Below are 23,552 nucleotides of genomic sequence, written 5' to 3' on the forward strand. Positions count from 1 at the left end.
GGGGGGGTCAAGGATGCCGCCCTCGCCCGCCCGGTTGCTGTTTCAACGTGTGAAACCCCATTTCGGGTCTCACGAACACTCCAGCCGCTCATTACTTCCTCACCTGCACCTCCACGTCCGTACCTACCGCGACACGCAGCTCGCGGAGCTCGTCGGACGTGGCGAACAGCAGCAGTTCCTTCAGCTTCGCCTTCGGGGAGACCCGGAAGGCCGAACCAGTCTCCCCCATCACCATCCGCTTGACAGGCTCGCACTCCCCCGCGGCGAAGAGGCCGGCACGTGCCGCCGTCAGCTCCGCGCCCTCGAGGTACTGACGCACATCCCCCGGCGTGGCCGTGGGCAGGTAGACGCGCGCCACCTTGGCCAGGGCCGCGCGGGCCGGCTCGCTGAAGGCCTTCTCCAGCACCCGGCGCTCAGCATCCACCAGCCGCGGGTCCACCGTGAAGCGCAGATTGGGCACCACCAGGCTCAGCGCCGCCTGCACCACGGCCTCGAGCCGCTCCGGGACCAGCCGCTGACTGAAGGCCAGCTCCGGACGCACCAGGGCGAGCGTCCGCCCCAGCAGGTAGTACGCCTCGCGCTGCCCCTGCTCCGCGAAGAAGCGTCCACCCGCGCGGATGCAGGCCGGGTGCGTCTGCAGCACCTCCACGTTGACGAGCGGATCCGGTGCCGGCTCGTTGGAGCGCTTCGCCATGTTCTCACGGCGGATCACCAGGTGCGGCGAGTACAGCTCCACCGCGTCCAGTCCGAACAGGCGCGCCACGTACCGGTAGTGCTGCACGTGGTACTCCTGCGCGCTCGCCAGGTCCACGCGGTGCTTCTTCGGGACAATCTGGTAGTTCTGGAAGGGCACCGCGTACAGGTGGCCCACCTGCACGAAGAGCAGCCCCATCAGCTCGGTGAGCGGCCCACGCAGCTTCGGGTGCAGCAGGTGCGTCTGCCACATCTGGTCCGAGAGCGGACGCTGGGCCACTTCCTTGCGCTTCGCGTAGGGCCCCAGCTTGGAGAGGATCTCCTTCTCGTCATCCCCCGCCTCGCCGAGCAGCCCCGCGACGGCCTGAGCCGCCATCCACGCGCCGTCGTAGTCCTTGCGCATCGCGGACAGGCGCACCAGCTGGGAGACGACCTTGCGCGGATCACCCGTGTTGGGCAGAGCGCGGCGGAGCGCGGCGATGGCCTCGTCCTCCTTGCCCGGAGAGGCCGCGGCCAGCTCGGCGTAGACCTCCTGCACCTGTGCGTCGTCCGGCAAGCCCTTGGCAACGACGCCGTAGGCCGCCACCGCGCCCTCCTGATTCTTCAGCACCTGGCGGTAGAGGTCACCCAACGCCCGCCACAGCCCCATGCGCGCACCGTGCGTATCGGGCGTCTTCGGCATGCGCCCGAGCATCTTCGCGTAGTTCTCCTCCAGCGCCTTCCACTTGCTCGCGCCGCCCAGCATCGCCTCGAGGGCACTGAAGGCCTCGATGAAGCGATGATCCAGGTCCAGCGCCGTATTGAACGCCACGGCCGCGCCGTCCACGTCGCGCAGCTCGTCCCGGCGCAGCTCGCCGAGCGCGAACCACACCCGCTTCGCCTTATTGGGCTCGGCGGCCAGCGAGGGCAACCGGAGCATCCGCTCCAGCATGTCCGCAGCCTTCTGGCCCTGGCGCGTCTCACGCAGCAGCACGTAGAGCGCGTCCAGCACCTCGAGCGACTCCGGCAGCAGCTTGAGTGCGCCGGTATACGCGTCGATGGCCTGGTACGGGTCCTTCAGCTTCTCGCGCGCGAGCTGACCCAGCTCCAGGAAGACGCTCGCCTTGGCCTCTCCTTCCAGCACGTTGGCGAGCTGCTGGCGGAGCTCGGCGGCCCGCTCCCAGCGGCGCCCCTGGTCCATCAGGGCCACCAGCGCACGCAGGGACGCCTCGTGGCTGGGGTCGACGGCCAGCGCCTTCTCGAAGTGGTTCTGCGCGCGATCCGCCTGGTTCAGCTTCGCGTGGATGTCGCCGAGCTGCCAGTAGACCTCCACCACCTCCATGTCAGTGAGCTCTTCACGGTGGTGGATGAGGATGGTCTGGAAGATGCGCAGCGCGTCCTCGTAGCGATTCGCGTGCTGCACGAGCAGGTGGCCGTAGCCCTCGAGCACCGGCAGGTAGGTAGCGTCGAGGTCGTACGCCTTCTTGTACGAGTCAAGCGCCTTGTCGCGATTGCCCAGCTTGTCCGCCACGTAGCCCAGCCGGTACAGCTGGCGGCAGAGGTCCGCGGCAACCGCGGGGTCCTTCTCCGCGATGGCCTTCTCCGCCATCTTGCGCACGACGATGTCGAGCATCCGCTCGGCGGACACCCAGTCCTCACGCGCGCTGTAGACGTCCGACAGCGGACGCGCCGCCTCAAGGCTGTCCGGGGCGTACTTGAGGGTCTCCTCGTAGTAGGCCGTCGCCGTCTCTGGATCGCCCTTCGTCTCGGCGTTGTAACGCGCCACCTCGAGCAGCGAGCGCGCCTTGGCCTCCGCGTCCTCGGTCTGCTGCGCCTCCTGGAGCAGCGTCTGCTCGTAGCCGACCCAGTCCTTCTCCTGCTCCTGGATGCCCTTGAGGGCGCCGATGCTGGGCAGGTGGCCCGGGTCGATGGAGAGGGCATTCTGGTAGGCCGCACGGGCACTGCCCGTGTCCATCAGCATGTCCTCGTTCATCTTGCCCATGCGGTAGTACAGATCCACCGCGTCGGGCGCGTTGCCCGCCAGCTGCGCCTCCTGCTGCAGCATCTCCAGGGCGTAGGGCCAGTTGCCGCTGCGCTCGTACAGCTTGCCGAGCGCGTGCAGCGCGGGCCGGCATCCGGGATCCATGCTCAGCGCGTGGTGGTACGTGTTCACCGCCCGGTCCACCTGCTTGAGCTGCTGGTGGTAGACGTTGCCGATCTCCACGTACAGCTCGGCCTGCTCCTGCGTCGACGTGGCCAGCTGCAGCTGCCGCTCATAGGCGAGGACCAGGTCCTCCCACCGAGCCTGCATGCGCCGCAGGCGGATCAGCGTCTTGATGGCCTGCAGGTTCTGCGGATCGATCGCCAGCACGCCCTCGATGAAGGCGTCCGCGTTGGCCGGGTTCTGGTACTTGTCCTCCCAGATGCTCGCGGAGCGGAACATCACCCGCACACGCTCGCGGTAATCGCTGATGACCTCGAGCATGCGCTCGTAGATGGCGAGCAGGTCCGCCGGCTGGTCCAGCTTCGTGTGCAGCCGCTCCAGCGACTCCAGCGCCTGGAGGTTGTACGGCTCGAACTCGAGCGCCTGCCGGAAGGCGGCCACCGCCGCCTCGTCGTCGCCGATGTCGCGCTCGTAGACGTTCGCCACCTCCACCTGGATGCGCGCCCGCTCCTCGACCGTCGCCGCCAGGTCACGCGTGCGGAGCAGCGTGGAGGCCACCTCCCGCCAGGCATTCTGCCGGCGGTAGAGCTCGGTGAGCACCCCCAGCGTCTCCGCGTCCGGCTCCAGGTCCAGCGAGCGCAGCAACGCACTCGCCGCCTCGTCCGGATCCCCCTGCTCCTCGAAGACGCGGGCGATCTCCCGAAGAATGCCCTTGCGCGCCTCAATGGAGCCGGCGGCCTCGAGCTTCTGCTCCAGCGCCACCACGTACTCGCGCTCGCGGCCGCGCCGCTGGAACATCCCCGCCAGCCCGTCGAGCGCCGTGGCGTTCGTCGGATCGAACTCGAGGATCTTCCGCAGCGCCGCCTCCGCCGCCTGCGGATCGTTCAGCTTCAGGTCATGGACGCGCGACAGCGTGGCGTACATGCGCTCGGCCAGGGGACCGCGCGGCAGGGCGTCTGCCACCTCCTCGTAGACGGCGGCGAGCTCCTCGTGCGAGCCCGTCTCGTCGGCGAGCCGCTCCACTTCCTCGCGCAGCGTATCGTCCGACGCGTCGATCTGCAGCGCACGGCATAGCGCCAGGAAGGCCACGTCCTTCTGGCCGAGCCGCTGCTCCTGCACCCTCGCCAACTCCTTGAGGGTGGCCAGCTTCTCTTCTTCGGTGACGAGGTGCGGCAGGTAGCGATCCACCACCTGCGCGTAGGCACGCCAGTCGTTGTACGAACGGTAGAGTTCGCACACGCGCGCGTAAGCCGTGGGATTGGCCGGGTCGAGCTCCAGCACCTTCTCCAGCGCACCGCCGGCCAGCTCGGGCTTGCTGCCCACGCCCGTCCACAGGTCCGCCACCGCGAACCACGTGGCCACCGCCTGCTCACGCTCCTCGGCCTGCTGGTGCACCTGCACCTTCAGCTCGAGCGCTCGCACCGCGTCGTTGTAGGCCCGCAGCGAGACGAAGAGCGTATGAACACGCTCCAGGTCCTCCACCGCGTGGGGCTCCACTTCCAGCGCGCGGCGCGCCGCATCCAGGGCCTCCTCGCGGCGACCCATGCCCGAGAGCACCTCGGCCAGCCGCAGGCGCAGAGCCTTCACGCCCTCGGCCGACTCCTGCAGCGGGACGAGCCGCCGCAGGATGCCCACCAGCTCTTCCGCCTGCCCGGTCTCCTCGTAGAGCTCGCGCAGCGTGTCCAGCACGCCCCGGTGCCGCGCGTCGCGGTCCAGCGCGGCCTTGAGGTAGCTCACCGCCGCCTCGGGCTGCTTCAGCAGCCGGTACAGCACCCGGCCCAACCGCTCGTTGAGCCGCACCACCTCGCGCGGATCCAGCGTCTGCGCCAACCGGTCCGCCAGGAGCGTGCGCAGCTCCTCGTGCCGGCCCGACTTCTCGTAGAGGCCCTCCAGCGCCGTGAACGCCTGCTCGTTGCGGGCGTTCTTCGCCAGCAGCTCGCGGTACAGCTCGATGGAGCGGTCCAGATCCTCCAGTCCCTCGGAGGACACCTGCGCCATGCGCGTGAGGACACGCTCACGCTCCGGGCCGGTGACGCGCTCGGCCTGCAGCTTGAGGATGTTGTACAGCTTGTCGTGCGCGCCAGCCGCGTCGTAGATGCTCTCCAGCAGCCGCGCCGAGGCCAGGTGCCCCGGCTCCAGCATCAGCACCTGCTCGAACGCGGAGGCCGCGCGATCCATGCCGTCCAGCTTCTCCTGGACCAGCTGGCCCAGGCGGAAGAGGAAGCCGACCTTGTCCGCCGTCTCCTCCGCCGTGGAGGCAAGCGCCTCCAGCACGTTGGCCAGCTCCGGCCACGCCTCCAGCGCAACGTACAGCCGATCCAGCGCGGCCAGCGCCTTCTGCTGTGCCGCCGGATTCAGCGTGCGCGCGCGCTCGTAGTAGACAACGGCGCGCTCGGGCTCCTGCAGGCGGGCCTCGAACACGTGGCCCAGCTTGAGGCACATGTCCGAAGCATCACGAGCCTCGGCCACTCGCGGCAGCGCATCCTCGTAGGCCACCACCAGTTCGTCGTACGAGCCGGCCGCGTCCGTGGCGTTCTCCAGCCGCCCGCGCAGCTCGCTGTCGTTCGGGTCCTCCTTGAAGGCCCGGAAGAGCGCCAGGAAGGTGAGCTCCGGCTCGCCCTGACTCTCGCGCAGCGTGGCCAGCTCGCTCAGCAGCGTCTTGCGCTCGTGCGCGTCCGGGGACACCCCCACCCGAGTCTCGATGAGCGACGCCAGCCGAGTCACATCCCCGCTCGCCCGGAAGGCGCGCAGCAGCGTCTCCACCGCGAGCAGGTTCTGCGGCTCGCGGTTCACCAGCGCCTCCAGCCGGCCCACCGCACCAGCATGGTTGGGCTGCAGCGAGAGCACCTCGCCGTAGAGCGCCAGCGCCCCGGCCTTGTCCAGCAGCTTCGTCTCGCGCAGCACCGCGAGGCGGAAGCGCAGCTCCAGCCCCTCCTCGGGCGTCACCAGCGCGATGCGGCGGGCCAGCACGTCCGCCATCTCCGGCCAGCGCTCCAGCTTCTGGCACAGGCCGTCCATCCGCGTGAGCGCGGCGGCGTCGTCCGGCTTCACGTCCAACAGGCGCCGCAGGGTGGCCAGTGCACCCAGCCCGTCCTGCAGCTTCTCCTCCTGGAGCACAGCGATCTGCAGCAACACCGAGGCGCGGCGGGCCGGCTCCTCGGCGCTCGTGAGCTGGCGGCGCAGCACCTCCAACAGCTCCTGCGGCGTGCCCGTATCGGCCACCAGCCGCGCCACGCTGTCGAGCGCGTCGGTGTCCGTAGGCCGCAGCGTCAGCACCTTGCGCCACGAGGCCAGCGCCTCGTCATCCTCGCCCAGGCGCGCCTGCAGCCGGGCCAGCGCCCGGTACAGCTCGGCACGCGCCGAGTCACTCGCCCGGGGAGCGATCTCCGAAAGGACAGCTGCGAACTCCTCGGCCGCTCCCGCCTTGTCCACCAGCGAGAGGCACAGCTCCAGCGTGCGCGCGTCGTCCGACGCGTCACGCAGCGCACGCGTGGCCGACAAGAAGGCCATCTCCGCGTTGTCCAGCGGGCCCGCGTACGTCTCCGCGATGCGGCGCAGGAGTACCGCACGCTCCTGGGGCACCGGCTCGGCGGAGATGCGCGACTCCAGCATCTGCACCTGCTTGAGGTGGTCACCCACCGCAGCGAACACCGGCTCGAGCGCCAGCGCCGCTTGACCACGCAGCGGGCTCTCCGAGCGCGCCATCTCCTCCAGCGCGCCCACCGCACCGGGGTGTCCCGCGCGGCGGCGGAGCACGTCCTGGTAGAGCGACAACGCTCCGCGCGGGTCATCCAGGCGGCTGAACTTCAGGCGGCCCAGGCGCACTCGCAGCTCGCTGCCCTCTTCCTGGGCGTTGCGTGCATCGGTGAGCTGGATCTCCCGTTCGATGTGCTGCGCCAGCTCCGGCCAGCGCTCCATCTGCGTCAGCACGCGGCCCAGCAGCTTGAGCGCGTTGGCGTCCTCGGGCCGACGCTCGAGAATCTCGCGGTACGTCTGCGCCGCGAGCGCCTTGTCGGAGAGCGTCTCCTCGGCGAGGTGGGCCAGCTCGAAGAGCAGGTTCACCTGCGCGGGGACGGATGGCTCAGCCGCCACCTGCCGACGCATGGCCAGCGCCAGCTCGCGGTTGGCACCCGTGCGCCGATGCACGCGGGCGATGGACTCCAGCACTTGCTTGTTCTGCGGATCGCGCCGGCTGACCTCCTCCAACGCACGCACCGCCAGATCGTAGCGCTTGAGGCGCCCGTCGTAGATGGCCGCGAGCCGCCGCCACAGGTCGCCCGCCAGGGGCTCGGTGGCCCCGCGCTCGAGCTGATCCTCGTACGCCGCCGCCACCTCCTCGAAGGAGCCAGAGTCGGCCGCGAGCCGCTCCAGGTCATCGCGCACGCCGTCGTCCTGCGGGGCCTCGTTGAAGGCGCGCAGGCGCGCGGCGAAGGCGAGCGACGTCTGGCCCAGCGCCTCGCGCAGGGTGGCCACTTCCTGCATGCGCTCCAGCCGCCGCGCGGGCGACATGACGGGCAGCAGCAGCTCCAGCACCTCCACCAGCTTCCGAGTGTCGTTGAGTCCGCGGTAGACGGGCTCCAGCAGCCGCGCCGCATCCACCCGCTGTACATCGAGCTGCAGCATGCGCTCCAGGCCCGCGACGGACTGCGGATCTCCTGGGACCAGTGCCAGCAGGTCGCGGTACGCGCTCAGCGCCTCGGCGGGGCTGCCCTCCTTCTCCAGCAGTTGTGCCCGGCGGAGGATGAAGCCGCGACGGGACTCGGCGTCCGTAGCCAGCTCGGAGAGCAGGTCCAACACGTCCGCCTGCTCCGAGAAGCGCCGCACCTTGGCGAACAGCTTGTCCAGCGCGAGCAGCCCGTCGGCATCCCTGCGGATGGCCAGTGCCGAGCGCCACGCCTCGATGGCCTTGGCGTCATCGCCCGCGGCGGCGTAGGCCTCACCGGACTTCACCAGCAGGGCGCGCCGGGCCTCGGGGTCCGTCGCCAGCGCCGACTGGGCGGCGTAGACCTCGGAGAGGCTCTTGGCGTTCTGCCCCCGCTCGTACAGGCGCGAGAGGGCCTCGAGTGCCTGCCGATCCTGCGGCGCGTCCTCGAGGATCTTCTTCCAGACGCCGGTGGCCTCCTCCGTCTGGCCGAGCTGCTCGCGCAGCTCCGCGGACCGGCGCAGCAGTCCGAGTGCCGAGACGTCGCCCTTGGGCAGATCGAACGCGGCCTCCTCGTACAGCTCGGCGAGCATCTCGTACGAGCCCGTCTCACGCGCGAGCCGCTCCAGCTCCGGTTGCTGGCCCTCGCGATCCAGGCCCTGCGAGAAGGCCTTCACCGCCGCCATGAAAGCAAGCGGAGGCTGCAGCATGTCCTGCTCGTAGATGCGGCGAATGTCCGCGGCGAGCTGCACCTTCTCCGCGCTGAGGGCAGAGGCCATACGCGCCTCGCGCAGCGCCACGCGGCGCTGATGATCTCCCAGCCGCGCGAGCACCGGGTCGAGCACCTCCAACGCCCCCGCGCTCAGCGGCACGGCGGCCTTGACCCAGTCCTCGAGCGCCGCACGGGCGCCAGGGTGGCCCGGGTCCTCGGCGAGGATGCCCTGGTAGAGCTGGAGCGCGCCGTTGGGATCGTCCAGCCGGGTGCGCTTCAGCTCGGCGAGACGGAAGGAGACCTCGCGGCCCTGCGGGCTCTGTCCCTCCTGCGTGCGCCGCAGGCCGAGCGCCCACGCCAGGTCGCTCGCGCGGCCCAGCTCGTTGTAGAGGCGGTCCAGGGAGGCGGCGGCCTCGCGCTGGTGCGGATCCCGCTCGGCGATGGCGCGCCACGCGGCGGCGGCGCTCTCGGCGTCCTCCAGCTTCGACTCGTGCAGCAGGGCGGCGTCGCGCAGGTACGCGAGCTGCTCGGACAGCTCGGGCGCGGCTGCGGCGAGCTTCTCCAGCACCTCGGCGAGCGCGGCCCACTCCTCACCCGCGCGGTGCAGGCGCTGCAGGGCGCGCAGGCAGTCGAGGTTGCCCGGCTCCAGCACCAACAGCGCGCGGAGCGACTTCAACGCGGCGTCGCGATCGTCGAGCTTCTTCTCCTGGACCTCGGCCAGCTCGCGCAGCAGCCCGGCCTGGGCGGGACCCGCGGTCCCCTCCTCCGTCAGCTCGATGATGATTTCCGCGTAGGCATCCAGCGAGTCCGCGTCCTCGGCCGCCTGGCGCGCGGCGGCACGCAGGGGCATGTCACCCGGCGCCAGGCGCAGGGCCCGGGCCAGCGAGGCGAAGGCCAGCTCCGGCTGGCGCAGCTGCGTCAGGTGCACCTGTGCGACTTGACGAAGCGCCAGCACCCGAGCCGCGTCGTCGCGCGCCACCTCAGCCAGCACGTCCAGCGCGGCCACCAGCTTGCGGTGATCCTTCGTCGCCTCGTAGGCGGGAATGAGTGCACGCGCGGCTTCCTCGCGCGCGTTGCCGTCGCCGAGCATCCCTTCGAGCGCGGCACGGGCATTCACGTCGGAGGGACGCTGACGGAGGATGTCCGCGAAGCTGCGCACCACATCCGTGCGGTCGCCCGAGGAGTCCTGCAGCACCTGCGAGCGCTTGAGCGTCAGACGCGCCACGCGGTCCAGGTCGCCCGCGTCCTCCGCGAGCGCAATCTGCCGCGCGAGCACCTCACCCAGCTCCCGGTTGCGACCGGCCTTCTCATACAGCTCGGCCAGGCGAGGCAGATGACGCACCTCGTCCGCACCAGAGTGGATGGCCGCCTGGAGGGCCTCGGCGGCCTGCAGCGGCCGGCCCAGCCCGGCGTTGAGTTCCACGAGCTGCATCTGCAGCTCGACCTTCTCCGCCTTCGTGGCCGTGCTGATCCGCTTGCGCAGCAGGGCATCCGCGTCCGCCGCGCGCCCTGCCTTGCCGTACAGGTTGATCAGCCGACCGAGCACCTCGGGAGCCTCGGGCGCCCGCTGCAGCGCCGTCTCCAACGAGCCGATGGCCTCCGGGAGCGCCCCGGACTCCTCGGCCAGCTTCGCCGCCTCGGAGAGCAACTGCACCGCGAGCGCGGGGGCCTCCGCCTCGGTGGCCAGCGCCCTCAGCACGCGCACCAGCTCGGCGTGAGAGGAGAGATCATGCGCCAGGCGCGCTGCCTCGGCGCGGTTCACCTCATCCGCGGGAGCCTCGCGCAGGGCCTTCACGCGCAGGTCGAAGGCAGCCCGGCCGTCAGCGAGCTGCTTCTCGTGGATATCGGCGATCTGGCCAGACAGCCGCTGACGCACCGCCGCGTCCTTGGTGGCCTCGAGCTGCTGCAGCATCGCGGACACCTGGCGCTGGTGATCGCCGCTGCGGCCGTAATGGCTGGCCAGCGCCTCGGCGATCTCCGGCGTACGCACACCGGCCGACGCGAGCTTCTCGAGCCCGCCCAGCACCACGCCCGTGGCGACATTCTCCGCGAGTAGCTGGAGGAAGAAGCCCACCGCATCCTGCGGGCGGTTCAGGCGCTCGGCGTACAGACGGGCCTGACGCGCCGCCCAGTCGCTGCGCTCCACCTGCGTCTCGGCCAGCTTCGCCAGCTTGCCGGCCAGCGCCGCGGCCTCCTCGAACTTCGACAGCGCCACACACAGCGCCTGCAGGCGCCGCACGGGGGACGGGTCTTCCGGAGCGAGCTTCACCAGCTCGCGCACCATGGGCTCCAGCTCGGCCGGAGCCGCTCCGGTGGCCTCACGCTTGGCGATCTCCCCTTCCAGGCGCAGCTTCGGGTCATCCGCGAGCGCGGCGGCGGACCGGAGCGACTTCACCGCTTCCAGCGCGGCGCTGTCACCCGGAGCGCGTGCGAGCACCTCCCGCCAGGCCGCCTCAGCGCCCGCCGGGTCCGCCAGCGTGCCCTGGAGCAGTTGCGCAAGGTGCCGCCAGAGCGAGAGGGCCGCCTCGGGGGGCGCCACCGCGACCGCCTTCCGCAGCGCCACCGCGAGCGCGGGCTCCGCATGGGCCTTGCCCGCCTGCTCCATCACGGAGTCCAGCAGCATGGGCCGGCCAGGCTCCAACGCCAGGGCGCGGGCGAGGACTTCAAAGGCGCCGCGTGCGTTGTCCGCCTCTTCGTAGAGGAGCGCGAGGCCCTCGCAGAAGGCCACGCGCTCGGAGCGCGGGCGGGGGGCGAGCAGCGCCAGGTCCAGCAGCGGCTCCATCGCCTCGAAGTTCTCGTCCTCCGCCAGCAGGCGGGCGAGCTGGAAGGCAGCAAGCGCGTTGGCCGGGTCCAGCTTGAGCGCGGCCTCGAGGTGCGCGCGCGCCGCGTCCCCGTCCTTCTGATGCAGGCAGAGGTCCGCCAGCCGCAGCCGCAAGGCCACCTGCGTCACGCGGTCCTTCACCGTGCCGAGGTAGCGCTCCAGCATGGCGAGGGCGTCCGCCGCCCGATCCTGCTCCAGCAACAGCTCGGCGCCGAGGCTCGCCACGTCCGCGCGCGACGCATCCACGGTGGTGGCCTTCTCGAAGGCGGCCAGTGCCCCGGCCGCGTCGTTGAGCCGCGTGAGGCGCAGGGTGCCCAGCCGCAGCCACAGGTCCACCTGGGCATTGCGCTCACGCGCCTCGCCCGCCATCGCCTCGAACCAGGCCTGCGCCGGCGCGAAGTCACCATTGCGCTCGGCCACGCGCTCGATGAGGTTGAGGGCCTCGGGCATACCGGGCCACAGCAGGAAGCAGCGGTCCAGCGCCTCCTTCACCTTGTCCGTAGCAGCGGGCTCGTACCAGGCATGCAGCTTGGCCACCAGGAGGGACAGCCGCGCCGCGCTCTTGCGATCGCGCTCCTCCAGGGACATGCCGCGCAGCATGCGCGCGCGCTCACGCCACGACTGCTCGAAGCGCTGCAGCGTCTGCGCGGCCTTCTCCGCCCGAGCATTCTTCGGATCCAGCTCACGCAGGACGGCCAGGGCCTGCTGGGCAAGCAGATGCTCGGTGGGGTCCTCCACCAGCCGCTCGGCGAAGGCGGCGTACTCCTCCGCCATACCCTCTCCACCGAGCGCGCTCCGCTCGCGCTCCAGCGACTCGAAGACGGGCTGGAAGCGCTCCTCGGACAGGAGGAGCTGGCGGGCGCGCTTGAATGTGGCGCGCTCTGGCTTCGCACGCGCAGCCCGCTGCAGGCACAGCACCGCACGGTCCCGCCGGAACAGCTTCTGCTCGTGGAAGTTCGCCGCCTTCATGAAGAAGGACGCAGCCTCGTCGCCCTGGCTCAGGGCGCCGAGCCGCTCCAGCACGTCCACGAGCGCGGCCACGTCCTGGCGAGCCTCGTAGACGATCCTCAGCCCGCGCAGCACGGGCCTCGGGTCCTCGGCGATCAGCAGCGCGCGCCGCAGCAGCTCCTCGGAACGAGAGGGGTTGCGCAGCCGCTCGTAGGCAAGCTGTCCCGCGCGCACCAAGACCCGCACCGCCTCGGCGGTCGGTGTCTCTCGCGCGCGTCCCTCGTAGAGACGGATGAGGTCCTCGACGCGGCCTGCCTTCTCGAGTGAAGCCTCGACCTCGGCAAATGGCCGGTCGGAAGCGACACGCTCAGCGGGTCGACGGAGGTTCGACTGATCCATGAAGGGCAGGCCTCGCGAAAAGAAAGGGGCGGAAGCGGACTCTACAGCCCGCTCACCGCCCCCAGCAATTGCGTAAATCCCGCCAACTGTCGAGATTTATTGGCTTTCTTGCTCGTTTGCAGCCGGAGCGGACGAGCTCCCCTCGGAGCCCTTCGCGCCCTCGGCGCCAGTCTCTTCAGCCTCTTCGGCGGCCGCAGCGGCATCCGCAGGCCGCTTGGGCGGCGGAGTGGCGGGCAGGGCCTGGGCACGCTGCACGCCCTCGTTGTCACCGAGCTTGGTGAACAGCTCGGTCGCCTTGTCACGCAGCTGGAGCTCTTCCGCCAGGGCAGCGGCCTTCGGCAGATGGCCGATCTGCTCGTAGAGCACCATGGCCTTCTCCTTGCGGCCGATCTCCTCGTAGAGCGCCGCCGCGGTGGCGGACTCCCCGAGCAGCTCCAGCCAGCGGGCGCGGCCGGCCGGCTTGTTCTCCGCCTCGGCGCGAGCAAGCTCCTTCTGCGCCAGGGCCTTGGCCTCATCCGCCAGCTTCAGCCGATTGAGGAAGTGGAAGGCCTTGGGCGGAGGCAGCGTCCCGAGCACCTCCACGGCCTCCTTGCCGCGGCCGGCGTTCACCAGCAGGGTGGCCGCACCGAGCCGATCCCCACGCTCCACCAGGGCCTTCACCTCCAGGTCCCGGACGCGGTTGGCCGCCGCGAAGTCGCGGGTGCGCTCGTACGCCTTGCGCGCCAGCGCCAGCTTCCCGGCACGCTCGTAGGCGAGCGCCGCCTGATCGAACTGACGGGCACGCTCATACAGCCGGGCGACGTTCTCGAAGTCACCCTTGCCGATGTAGATCTCCATCAGCAGCTCATAGGCTCCGGCCTTCTCGAGCACCTGCGGGAGCTGATCGGCGGGAACCGTCGCCATGAGGCGGCGGGCGGTGTCGTTGTCCTTGCCCGCCAGCGCGCTGCGCAGTGCGCTCTTCACATCCCCACCGGCCTCGAAGAGGCGGGTGGCATCCGCGAAGGAGTTGTTGCGCTCGTGCATGCGCGCCGCGTCGCGGGTACGGCCCATTCCCTCGAGCTGCGTCGCCTGCTCCTTCCAGTCACCCGTCAACTCGGGCAGCGGCTGCCGGCCCTCGCGCCCCTCACGGCGCTCCCCCTCGGGGGCACGCTCGCCGCGCTCCCGGCGCTCACGACGCTCGCCGCGCTCACCCTCACGGCCTTCACGGCGCTCGCCCCGCTCACGGCCCTCACGGCGCTCCCGACGCTCGCCGCGCTCACCCTCCCGGCGCTCACCGGAGGGAGGACGGGCGGCAGCGGGCTCCTCGCGCTCAGCCTGCGGCTCGCGGCCGCTCAGCGCAAAGGCCGCCGAGGCACGCTCCTGATCGCCAGCAGCGCGCCAGGCACGGCCCACCAGGTACATGACGTCCACGTAGGCCTGGAACTTCTCCTTCACCGGATCCGCCGCAGGAGCCGCAGGCGTGGCCGCACCTTCCGCAGGAGCGGCAGCCTCTGCACCCTCAGCGGGGGCCGCGGGAGCAGCTTCGCCGCCAGCCTCAGGGGCCGCGGTCTCCGCGGGAGCCTGCGCAGCCTCGGCACCGGCCTCACCGGCCTCACCGGCCGCCGCGCCCTCGGCCTGAGGAGGCCGGGTCTGGCGCTGCACGCGCAGCAGCGTGGTGATGAGCCGGCCACGCACGTTGAGGTCCAGCTCCTCGAGCGACTTCACCCGCAGGCTCCGCAGCGAGCGAACGATCGACTCGAGCGGCGACTTCTGAGCGGCGAAATCGCTCTTGCCCAGTGCCTTCTCCAGGGTGCTCAAATCGGCGATGACGCGCTGGCCCGGACCGATGGGGCCTTCCGCGCGATCGCGCCCGCGGCCACGTCCAGGACCATCGCCCCGTCCGCGACCGCCGTCGCGACCACCAAAACCGCCGTCACGACCGCCAAAACCACCACCACCACCGGGACCATCACGGCGCGGACCCTGACCGGGCGCACCGCCCCGACCACCGCGCGGTCCACCGCTTCCATTCTCCTGAGGCACGTAATTCTCCCGCTAAAACGCGTAGCGAAGGTTCGGCGTCACCGCGAACCCGAATGACTGAGACTTGACGAAGAAGCTGCCCGTCACCTCGATACCTACCGAGAAGTGGCGAAGGCGTGTGTAGTACTCCACTCCCGGTCCCGCGAATACCAGAATGTCGGGGTCCGGCAGGAGTTGCTGGGGCCTGAACATGGCGTAACCGGCGCCGCCGCGGAGGTAGATCCACGTGCGCTGGACCTCCTGGGCATCGGCCAGACCCACCAGGTGGAAACGCGCCACCGCGCCAGGCACCAGCATGGAGAAGTCTCCAGAGGCAGCGCCCCCCGAGTTGCCCACGTACTCTGAGCCGGCCCGGTTGGAGGCGCCCATCACGAAGACGCCCAGTGACAGGCGCTCGCCGAGGTCCACGCCCACCTCCACCTGGGCCATCTGCCCGGGAGAGAAGGGCCGCGGGCTGCCCTCGGGGGCCGGCGGGTTGACGATGAAGTACGGGCCACCGAGCACCGAGAAGTAGATGCCGCGCTCGATCTCCTCATAGGTCTCGGCCGGCCTGTCACCGGCGGCCTGCGCATGCGCGAGCGCAGGGATCGCCAGAGCGGCGCAAACAACGAAGGGGCGGAAGGCTTTCATGCGGTGCGGACGTTAGCCCAGCAGCGCGGAGACGCCAGTGCCAAAAAGCAAGATGGGCGGCCCCGCCACAGCGGAACCGCCCACCTGAATGTTTTCACGACTCAGCGGAGGCTACTCGCCGGCCGCCTTGAAGATGAACGGGTAGGTCACCACCACCGAGCCCCCGCCCTTGGGCTTGGGGAAGGACCAGGTGCGGACGCGACCGGCCACGCACTGCTCCAGCTCGGAGTTGCCCGCGCTGGACTGGGCCACGGTGGAGGTGACCACGTTGCCCTCGGAGGCGATGGTGAAGCGGATGGACACCTTGCCGCCCAGCTTCGGGAAGCGGTTGAGCAGGCTCTCGTAGCAGAAGCGGATCTGCCCCTTGTTGCGCTGGATGACCTGACGGATGAGCTCCTTGTCGAGCGAGCCGCTCACCGTGGCCTCTTCGGCCGCGATGCCCACGTCCACGCTCTGCTTGCCACCCAGGCCGCCCACGCCGGAGCCGTAACCACCCATGCCACCGCCACGGCCCTTGGTGCCGACGGCGCCGATGCCGACAACGTCACCGCCACCACCGCCACCACCACCGCCGCCCTTCAGGCCGAGGCCACCGAGGCCACCCACCATGCTGCCCTTGCCGACGAGGCCGCCCATGGCGCTCTTCAGATCACCTCCGAGGCCGCCACCGCCGAAGAGACTGGAGGCGCCGCCCTTGCCGCCGAAGATCTTGGCCGCCATGTTCTTGGCCGCCGCCTTCTTGTCAGACTTGGCAGCGGCCACGGGCTGGTTGGTCTGCTTGACGACCTCCTTCTTCCCGCTGTCCTCCTTCTTCTGCTTGGCGGCCTTCTCGGCCTGCTTCTCCGCCTTCTGCTGATTGAGCTTCTCGAGGAACTTGTTCTTCTGCGTCTCGGGCGGCTTGACGATGAGCTTGGCCAGGCGCGAGTTGTTGCCCGCCAGCTCGTCCGCGTACTCGTCACCGGCCGCGGCGTGGTTGGCCGCGCTGATGACGAACATCGACGCGAGGAAGAACATCACCAGGAAGATGTTGATGACGGAGAAGTCCATCGACTCCCCCAGCGGCGCGATGGCGCGCTTGGGCACGGACTCGAAGAGGACCTCCAGCGTCACCCCGCCCAGGTCCACCCAGAGGAAGTCGTCCTCCTTGAGGGTGATCGCGTAGGCCTCGCCCTCGTGGGTGGCCTTGCCGGACTCGATGACGGCCTTGAGGTCCGAGGTTTCGCCCTTGCGGGTGAGCTCGCCCTTCATCTTGCCAGTGAAGAGCACGGTGAAGGACTGGCCGTCGGTGCGCACCGCCTCGAAGCGCTCGCCGCCCAGCTTGGCGTCGCCCATGATGAAGTCGACGCCCTTGGCCGAGCCAACCGAGAAGGAGCGCTTCTGGCCCGGGGCCAGGAAGAAGTCGCCCACGCGCTGGTCGCCCCACATGAAGTGCAGGCCCAGTCCGAGCGGACCGTTGCCCTTGCGGGCGACCCGGCGCACGCGCGGAGCGGGCTCCTCGGCCGGAGCCGGAGCCTGCGCCACGGGAGCCGCCACCGGCTGCGCCACGGCCTTGGGAGCGGGAGCCGCCGCCACCGGCTGCTGCACCACCACCGGCACGGGAGCAGGAGTCACGGCGGCCGCAGCGGCCGGGGACACCGCCGCCTGGGACAGACCCACGGCCAGCGGGGTCTCGGGAACGGGGGCCACCGGGGCCGGAGCCGGAGCGGTGCTCGCAGCCGCGGACGCCAGGTTCACCGCAGCCACGGCGGCGGGATTCTCCAGGCGGATGGTGGTGCCACCGACCTTGATCTCATCGCCGAAGGACAGCTGGCCCTTGTTGACGCGCTTGCCGTTGACGTAGGTGCCCTCGACGCTGCCCATGTCGATGATGGACAGGCTGCCGTCGGCGGCCACCTCGATAACGGAGTGGATGCGGCTGACCTTCTCGTCCTCCAGGCACAGGTGTGCCGAGGCGAGGCGGCCAATCTTGATGATGTCGCGCTCGAAGTCCTTCGCGGTGACGAGTGTCTCACCTTTGAAGACCTTGAGTGTCAGAGGCACGGGCATGGAAATTCCCCAGTTAGCTTTCGGCGATCTCTAGGACAACACGTGCGGTGGCGGGTTCCCGGCTTTTTACAGCTCGCCCACCGACTGCATCACCTTGTCCTCGAAGTCCTCGCGGATGCGGATCAGATTGGAGTGCTGGACCTTCTTGCGCGCCTCGACGTACTCGCCGTCCGGCTTGGTGAGGTCACCTTCGATGGTGTCGTCCTCGAAGTCGATGGTCTGCGGGCCCTTCTGGGCCTTGCCACCACCGGCCTCCCTGCGCGGCGCGCTGTCTTCCTCGTCCTGGGCAAAGGCCGGGGTCACCGCCAGTACCACGCACAGCATCAGGAGCTTCCGCATGACTTTCTCCGAGCGGTTCCCCCCACCGGGGTTCCGCATCACGTCCGCCAGCGCCGGAATCCGGCGCCAGCGGACGAAGGTTCGCATCAATCCCCCCACCCTCGCCACTGCCTCTTAGAAGATGTCGTCGGCCGGCTCGGCCGGATCCGCCTTGGCTGGATTCTTCTGCTGAGGATCGGCGGCCGGCTGCGCCGGCTGTGCCGGCGGGGCGTTGGCGGGAGGGGTGTTGGCGGCGGGCTGAGTCCCGCCAGCAGGCGTGGTCGGCGCCGGGGCATCGGTGCCCGAGGCGGGGGCGACGTTGCCCTGCTTGGCCTCCTCGGCCTTCATCATCTCCTGCTGCTGCTTCTGGAGCTCCTCCAGCTTCTTCTGCTGCTCCTCGGCGGCCAGGGCCTCGCGCTGGGCCTGGACGATGGACTCCGCCTCGCGCAGCAGCCCGAAGATGGGGTGCTCGGCGTTGAGGGCCACCTCGCCACCGGACAGGGAGATGTACTTGCGGTACAGCTCGATGGCCCGGTCCGGAGCGCCCTTGTGGCGGTGCAGCAGGATGCCGCGGTTGAAGTAGACGGCGGCCATCTTCGGATCGAGCTTCTCCGCCTCGTCGTACTCCTGCATGGCCTTGTCCAGCTGGCCCTGGCCCTTGTAGGCGATGCCGAGGTTGAGGTGGGCGGCGGCGTTCTTGCTGTCAGCCTGGAGGACGCGGCGCAGGTGCTCCTCGGCGCCGGGGTAGTCCTCCGAATCGAGCTCCATCTGAGCCAGCTGCACGCGCGCGGGCACGTAGTCGGCGCGGACCTCGACGGCGCGCTTGAACGACAGGCGCGCCGCGTCCTTCTTCTCCTCCTGCAGGAGGATGAGGCCGATGGTGTGGTGCAGCTCGGGATCGTTCTGGTCGATCTTCATCGCGCGCAGCGCCACCAGCTTGGCCATGGCCAGCTGCTTGCGCTCCAGGTAGCTGCGCATCATCACCTTGTAGGCGGTGACGGACTGGGGCTCGCGCATGAGGGCGGCGCGCGAGAACTCCATGGCCTTCTCGTGGTCACCCGTCTGCCGGTAGATCTCCGCCAGACGAGCGCGGCTGTTGCCGTCATCCGGGTAGATCTTGAGGACGCCCTGGTAGATGGACACGGCGCCGGAGATGTCGCCCGCGTTCTGGGCGATCACCGCCAGGTTCTCCGAAGCCTGACGCAGGGTGGGCTTCTTCTTGAGAGCCACCTGGTAGCGGGAGACGGCCTCCTGCGTGTTGCCCTGGCGCTCGGCGAGCACACCCAGGTTGTAGTCGGCCTCGGCTACGTTCGGGTCCGCGTCCAGCGCGGCCTTGAACTTCCGCTCGAGCGACGGGTAGTCGAAGGCGTTGGCCTTCTTCTGGGCCTCCAGCGCGCCGAGCGCGTCCTCGAAGAGGAGCTTGGCGCGGTTGGAGATGGGCGGCGGCTCGTTGGTCTTGGTGACCGACTTGGTGCCAGTACCCGTGTCGGTGCTGGCGGCCTTGGTGCCCGCGCAGCCCGCGGCGAACAACGCCGCGAGCGCGGCCAGGAGGAGTGAGCGCATCATGGGGGGGCGATTCATTAGAGGAAGTCCTCCGGTTCCTGCTCGTCCGTCCCAGCCTTCTTGGGCGTCCCTTCCTTCGTGGGAGCGGAAGGCCCATCGACCTGGGTGGCCGTCTGCTGCTGCAGGCGCTTGGCCAGATCCGAGACGTCCTCGGCGACCTCCTGGGTCTGACCCTTCTCGGTCGTGGCCGCCTCGACGACAGGCGGCGGCACGTCCTGGATGGAGGTGAGCAGATCCCCACCGATGACCAGGTCACGGCCCTTGGACAGGGCCACCGTCTCCTCGGACATCGTCGGGAACTGCTCCGGGCGGTAGGTGGTGCGCAGCATCTTCAGGCTCTCGGCCGCGCAGTTGTTGAAGATGTCCAGCTCGCGGGCCTTGGCCACCGCGTTGGAGAAGGCCTCGGCGGCGCTCTCCTTGAGGGGCGTGGCGTTGTTGCCGAACTCGTCGCGCAGGGCCATCTCCGTCTCCTCGTCGATGCCCGGGGGCATGGGAGCGTTGATGAGCTTGTCGGCGAAGTTGTCGTAGACGAGGCCCAGGCGGTGCAGCGCGCAGATGCCAGGCTCGGCCGCGCCGATCTGCACCGTCTGCACGTACTTCTTCTCCACCACCGCGCGCGAGTCGTTCTTGTCCTTGATGGAGGCCTTGAACTTCTCCGGGCTGGCCGGGCGGCCCCAGGACAGCTTCACGCGCGAGTAGAACTGGAAGTCCGCCTCCACGCTGCGGAACTGGGCACGGGCCACGGGCTCCAGTGCCGACTTCTCCAGCGACTGCTGCAGACGCTTCGGCAGCTTCTCGTAGTAGTCGAGGATGCGGGCGTAGAGACGCTCGGTGTCCTTGGGACGGCGCAGCTTGTTCTCGTAGATGTCGACGATGCGGCCCTCGGCCGTGAGGAACTTGCTGGGGCTGCGCATGTACTGGCGCTCGTACTCCTCCAGCTGCGTCATCGCCTTGATGTAGTTGCCCGTCTTCTCGTGCAGGTCGACGATGGCCAGGAACACGTCCTCGGCGTCCTTGGCCTTGGGCCAGAGCGTCAGGTAGCGCTCGCGCAGGGACAGCGCCGCCTTGAACTGGCCGAGACCCTCGCGGTAGGTGGCCGCGTTGAAGAGCGCCACCTGGGCCTTGGACTCCTCCCACTTCTGCGGCGCGCCGGGCTTGTCGGACACCACCGGAGACGGCTTGCCCTTGCCCTTGCCCTTCTTGGCGCGGGCGGGAGCAGCGCGGACGGAGGCGGAGCCACCATTCTTGCTGGCCTCGTAGCCGCTCACGTACTGCTCGTACACGTCCGCGGACTCCTGGAAGTCACCGATGGCCTCCAGCGCCTCCGCGTTGTTGTAGATGCACTCCGGCACGAAGCGCGAGGACGGGTACTGCTCGATGATGCGCTGGCGGACCTGGATGGCCTTATCCAGCATCTTCGCCTTGTAGTAGTCCACCGAGGCATTGAAGAGCGCCACGTCGGCGATCTCCGTCTGCGGGAAGTCCGCCACGAAGGACAGGTAGGCCTCGGCCGCCTTGGCGAACTGACCCTTGGCCTCGAGCTGGCTCACCAGCTTGAAGCTGGACTGCTCGATGACCTTGGAGAGCTCGTCGCGGAACTTGCCGGTGGCCAGCTTGTCGTTGCTGTAGAACTTGCGCGCCCACTCGTTCACCTTCGCCCAGTCCTCGAGCAGGTTGTACGAGTCGAGCACCAGGTTGGCGGCGATCTCCGCGGCGCGCTCGCCGGTCTCGAACTTGTACTCGGGCGAGCCGAGGGCGATCTCGCTGAAGCGCAGCACCGCCTCGTCGAAGTGGTTGTGGCGGTAGTAGATGTTGGCCGCCTTGAAGGCGATCTCCACCTTCTTGTCGCCCTTGGGCACGTACTTCAAGTAGCGCTCGCAGGACTCCAGCAGATCCTTCTTGGCCTGCGGGATGTTGGACTTCTTGCGCAGATCCTTGCTGACCTCGTCCTTGAAGAGCCCCTTGGCCTCGGCGTCCTTCACCATCTCGTCATAGGCGAGCACGGCGTTGTACGCGGCGTTGCTCAGCCACTTGCCCGGCTTGCCGGGCTTGGGGTTGCCCTGCTCGTCCTTGGCCTCCAGCTGCTTCACGTCCTGCAGCACGACGAGCGTATAGTTGGCGGCGGCCTTGTCGAACTTCTGGAGGTTGTCGTTGAGGAGCTCGGCCCAGAAGAAGCGCAGATCGTAGGCCTTGGAGCTCTCCGGGAAGAGCGTCAGGTAGTCCGAGTAGATCATGTCGGCGTACCCGAACGTGGCCTCCTCGCGCGTCTTCTTGGCCTCGTTGTGCCAGGTGACGGCCAGGTTGGACAGGGTGCGCTCGGCCAGATCCTTGGCCTCCGCGAGCGCCTTCTTGTCCTTCTCCTCCTTGATGACGCCGGAGCCCTCGACCTCCTTCATGATCTTCACGAGCCGGCGCACCTGCGTGACGGTGCGCTCCTTGTTGCCCATGCGAAGAACGATGTCGACGATGCGGCCCTGGAAGCCCGGGGACTCGGGGGAGAGGGGCTTCTCCTTGATGAGGCTGTTGTAGGTGATGGCCGCCTCGCGGTCCTTGCCATCGCCGTAATACATGTTGGCCAGCGTCCGCATCATCGCGAAGCGGTCGTCCGGGTTGGTGGCGACCTTGGAGAAGTCCTCGCGGGCCAGCATCACGTCACCCTCGCGGGCGTAGGCGCGGACGTAGTCGGTGCGCGCCTCGCGCACCAGCGAGCTGCCCTTCTTGTTGGCGGCGCCGTCCTTCTCCACCGCCGCCGCACCGGCCAGCTCGCCGTAGAGCACCACGGCCTTCCACTTGTCCTTGGCGCTGGTGTAGTCGCCGAGGTTGAAGTGGCACCAGCCCTGCTTGTACAGGGCGAAGGCATACACCTGGCTCTCGGGGAACTCGGCGGCCTTCTTGTAGGCGGCGAGCGCCTTCTCCAGGTCCGCGTGCTTGCCCTTCGAGTTGTTGAAGTAGTACTCGCCGAAGGCCAGGTAGGCGTCGGGGATGTACTTGGACTTCGGGTGCTTCTCCACCAGGCGCTTGAAGGCCACCAGCGCCTTGCGGTCCTGGCCGTCCTCCATCAGGTAGGTGCCGAGGAAGAAGAGCACCTCGTCCGAGCGCTCGAAGTCCGGGTACTCCTGGACGATCTTCGTGTACTGCTCGAGCGCGAGCTTGCCGTACTGCTTCATCCGCGTGAGCAGCTCGGCCTTGCCCGCCTTGGCGCGGTTCTGACCGGCGCTGTCACCGCGGTTCATCGCCTCGAGGAGCTCGTCGTCCTTCCGGTTCGCCTCGAAGAAGTAGAACTTCGACTCCTCCCAGTACAGCTCGCCCAGGCGGAAGAGCAGCGAGGGCTGCTCCTTCTGATCCGCAGAGAGGGAGATGATCTTCTTGAGCGACTCGATCTGCTCGCGGCGCTTGGAGGCAACCTGCCCCTCCACGCCGAGACGGAACTGGTCGTATTGGAGGGCGGGCGCGTTGTCCTGCTTCTCCTTCTTGCGGCTGATGTCGCCAGCGAGCGACTTATCCACCACGGCAGTGGAGCTCTTCTTGCCGAGGTTGGCGTCGCGCGGCGCTTTCTTGTCCTGCGCTTGGGCCGTGGTGGCCAGGAGCAGAAGGCTGAGGAGGAGCGTGCGGCGCATGGGGTTCCTCTGCGGGGTTCTTCCGGTCAGGACCCTTGCCTGCTCGGCAAGTGTCCGGGACTCTTCGGGAATTTCCATCTGGAAGGCTGCGCACTATGCGCGGTGCGTTGGGACTGGTCAACAGGCCCTTGGGGGCATGCCGGGCTGCTTGGACCCAGCCGGAAAGATTTTAGAAGGGCTGTGCGAAAAGCGTCCTACCGGTTGCGCTGTCAGCCCCGGCTGGTAAGGGGGAGTCTTGCGCCCGGCCGTCCGGCTGCCCACCTGGGAGATGTAGCGACACATGAGCCTCCTGCCCGAGAGCGCCAGCTTCGAAGAGCTGGTGCAGGACTACTTCCTCGCGATCCGAGGCAGCGGATTGATGCTGTCCGCGCTCGACGCGGAGCTTTTGACGTCCTGGGCCGAGCAGGGAGTTCCCTTCGAGGTGGTGGCGCGGGGCATTGCCCGCTCGGCGGAGAAGGCGCTGTGGGATGCGCGGCCCGGAGAGCCGGTGCTGCGCAGCCTCCGAGCGTGCCGCAAGCAGGTGGAGGCGGAGATCAAGAAGCATCGGGAGCGCACGGCGGGCGCGGGCAACGAGAGCGCCCGGCGCACGACCCGGACGCGCTCCTGGGAGGAGCTGCGCCACGCCCAGCTCCAGGCCTCGCTGGAGCGGCTGGCCGAGCGGGAGCCGGCGCTGGCCCCTCGCGTCCACCGGCTGCTGGAAGCGGTGCTGCACGAGGTGCCCACCGAGTTCGCACGAATGGAGGCCCTGGAGACCCTGGTGGGGCTGATGCTGCTGCGCGCCCTCCCCTTCCCCGAACGGCTGGAGCTGTGGCGCTCGGCGTGGGGAGGGGACTCGGACCAGCAGTACATGTCCTTCCGCGCGCGGCGGCTGGCGCGGCGCTTCCGGCTGCTGGCCGTGGTGCGCCGGCGGCTGGGGCTGATGGATTCCTAGAGTGGTAGGCATCTGAACGTCCGTGTAGCAGGCTGACGAGCGTCAGGAGGCTCTGCTATGGCCTGGG

9 protein-coding genes are annotated in these 23,552 nt (G+C 69.3%); 1 reads left to right on the forward strand and 8 read right to left on the reverse strand.

Annotated elements, in window-relative coordinates; genetic code table 11:
* Nucleotides 1-91: 91 nt before the first annotated feature.
* From OV287_RS36070 to OV287_RS36105, 8 genes are all read right to left on the reverse strand, one after another.
* On the reverse strand, nucleotides 92-12,358 hold the full coding sequence (locus OV287_RS36070; protein ID WP_267538576.1) for a gliding motility protein: 12,267 nt from the start codon (nucleotides 12,356-12,358) through the stop codon (nucleotides 92-94).
* A 96-nt stretch (nucleotides 12,359-12,454) separates the two neighbouring features.
* On the reverse strand, nucleotides 12,455-14,185 hold the full coding sequence (locus OV287_RS36075; protein ID WP_267542474.1) for a tetratricopeptide repeat protein: 1,731 nt from the start codon (nucleotides 14,183-14,185) through the stop codon (nucleotides 12,455-12,457).
* Nucleotides 14,152-14,367, reverse strand: a complete 216-nt coding sequence (locus OV287_RS36080) for a hypothetical protein (protein WP_267542617.1) — start codon at nucleotides 14,365-14,367, stop codon at nucleotides 14,152-14,154. Before OV287_RS36080 ends, OV287_RS36075 begins: the two co-directional genes overlap by 34 nt.
* A gap of 25 nt (nucleotides 14,368-14,392) precedes the next feature.
* On the reverse strand, nucleotides 14,393-15,010 hold the full coding sequence (cglE, locus tag OV287_RS36085) for an adventurous gliding motility protein CglE (protein ID WP_267538577.1): 618 nt from the start codon (nucleotides 15,008-15,010) through the stop codon (nucleotides 14,393-14,395).
* A 111-nt stretch (nucleotides 15,011-15,121) separates the two neighbouring features.
* Nucleotides 15,122-17,056: an adventurous gliding motility protein GltG gene (gene gltG, locus OV287_RS36090; protein WP_267538578.1), complete on the reverse strand. Its 1,935-nt coding sequence runs from the start codon at nucleotides 17,054-17,056 to the stop codon at nucleotides 15,122-15,124.
* Nucleotides 17,057-17,122: 66 nt separating this feature from the next.
* Nucleotides 17,123-17,395 (reverse strand): adventurous gliding motility protein CglF, encoded by a 273-nt coding sequence (gene cglF / locus OV287_RS36095; RefSeq protein WP_308809842.1) that lies wholly within the window; start codon nucleotides 17,393-17,395, stop codon nucleotides 17,123-17,125.
* A 114-nt stretch (nucleotides 17,396-17,509) separates the two neighbouring features.
* The gene (gltE, locus tag OV287_RS36100; protein ID WP_267538580.1) at nucleotides 17,510-18,955 is read right to left on the reverse strand and encodes an adventurous gliding motility TPR repeat lipoprotein GltE; all 1,446 of its coding nucleotides are present in this window, start codon (nucleotides 18,953-18,955) and stop codon (nucleotides 17,510-17,512) included.
* Entirely contained in the window at nucleotides 18,955-22,554 is a 3,600-nt protein-coding gene (locus OV287_RS36105; protein ID WP_267538581.1) for a tetratricopeptide repeat protein, read from the reverse strand. The genes gltE and OV287_RS36105 overlap by 1 nt, the downstream gene beginning before the upstream one ends.
* A 280-nt stretch (nucleotides 22,555-22,834) precedes the next feature.
* Between OV287_RS36105 and OV287_RS36110 the strand changes: the two genes are divergently transcribed.
* Nucleotides 22,835-23,485 carry a hypothetical protein gene (locus OV287_RS36110; protein WP_267538582.1) on the forward strand — a complete coding sequence of 217 codons (651 nt, stop codon included), beginning with the start codon at nucleotides 22,835-22,837 and terminating at the stop codon, nucleotides 23,483-23,485.
* Nucleotides 23,486-23,552: the final 67 nt, after the last annotated feature.

The organism is Archangium lansingense (genome assembly GCF_026626635.1).
GTDB classification, from domain to species: Bacteria; Myxococcota; Myxococcia; order Myxococcales; family Myxococcaceae; genus Archangium; species Archangium lansingense.

Excerpts from the sequence above, each read along its gene's own strand:
- OV287_RS36105 (WP_267538581.1), bottom strand. The coding sequence starts at position 22,554 with ATGCGCCGCACGCTCCTCCTCAGCCTTCTGCTCCTGGCCACCACGGCC.
- cglF (WP_308809842.1), bottom strand. The coding sequence starts at position 17,395 with ATGCGGAAGCTCCTGATGCTGTGCGTGGTACTGGCGGTGACCCCGGCC.
- OV287_RS36070 (WP_267538576.1), bottom strand. The coding sequence starts at position 12,358 with ATGGATCAGTCGAACCTCCGTCGACCCGCTGAGCGTGTCGCTTCCGAC.
- gltE (WP_267538580.1), bottom strand. The coding sequence starts at position 18,955 with ATGAATCGCCCCCCCATGATGCGCTCACTCCTCCTGGCCGCGCTCGCG.
- OV287_RS36080 (WP_267542617.1), bottom strand. The coding sequence starts at position 14,367 with ATGGAAGCGGTGGACCGCGCGGTGGTCGGGGCGGTGCGCCCGGTCAGG.
- OV287_RS36110 (WP_267538582.1), top strand. The coding sequence starts at position 22,835 with ATGAGCCTCCTGCCCGAGAGCGCCAGCTTCGAAGAGCTGGTGCAGGAC.
- cglE (WP_267538577.1), bottom strand. The coding sequence starts at position 15,010 with ATGAAAGCCTTCCGCCCCTTCGTTGTTTGCGCCGCTCTGGCGATCCCT.
- gltG (WP_267538578.1), bottom strand. The coding sequence starts at position 17,056 with ATGCCCGTGCCTCTGACACTCAAGGTCTTCAAAGGTGAGACACTCGTC.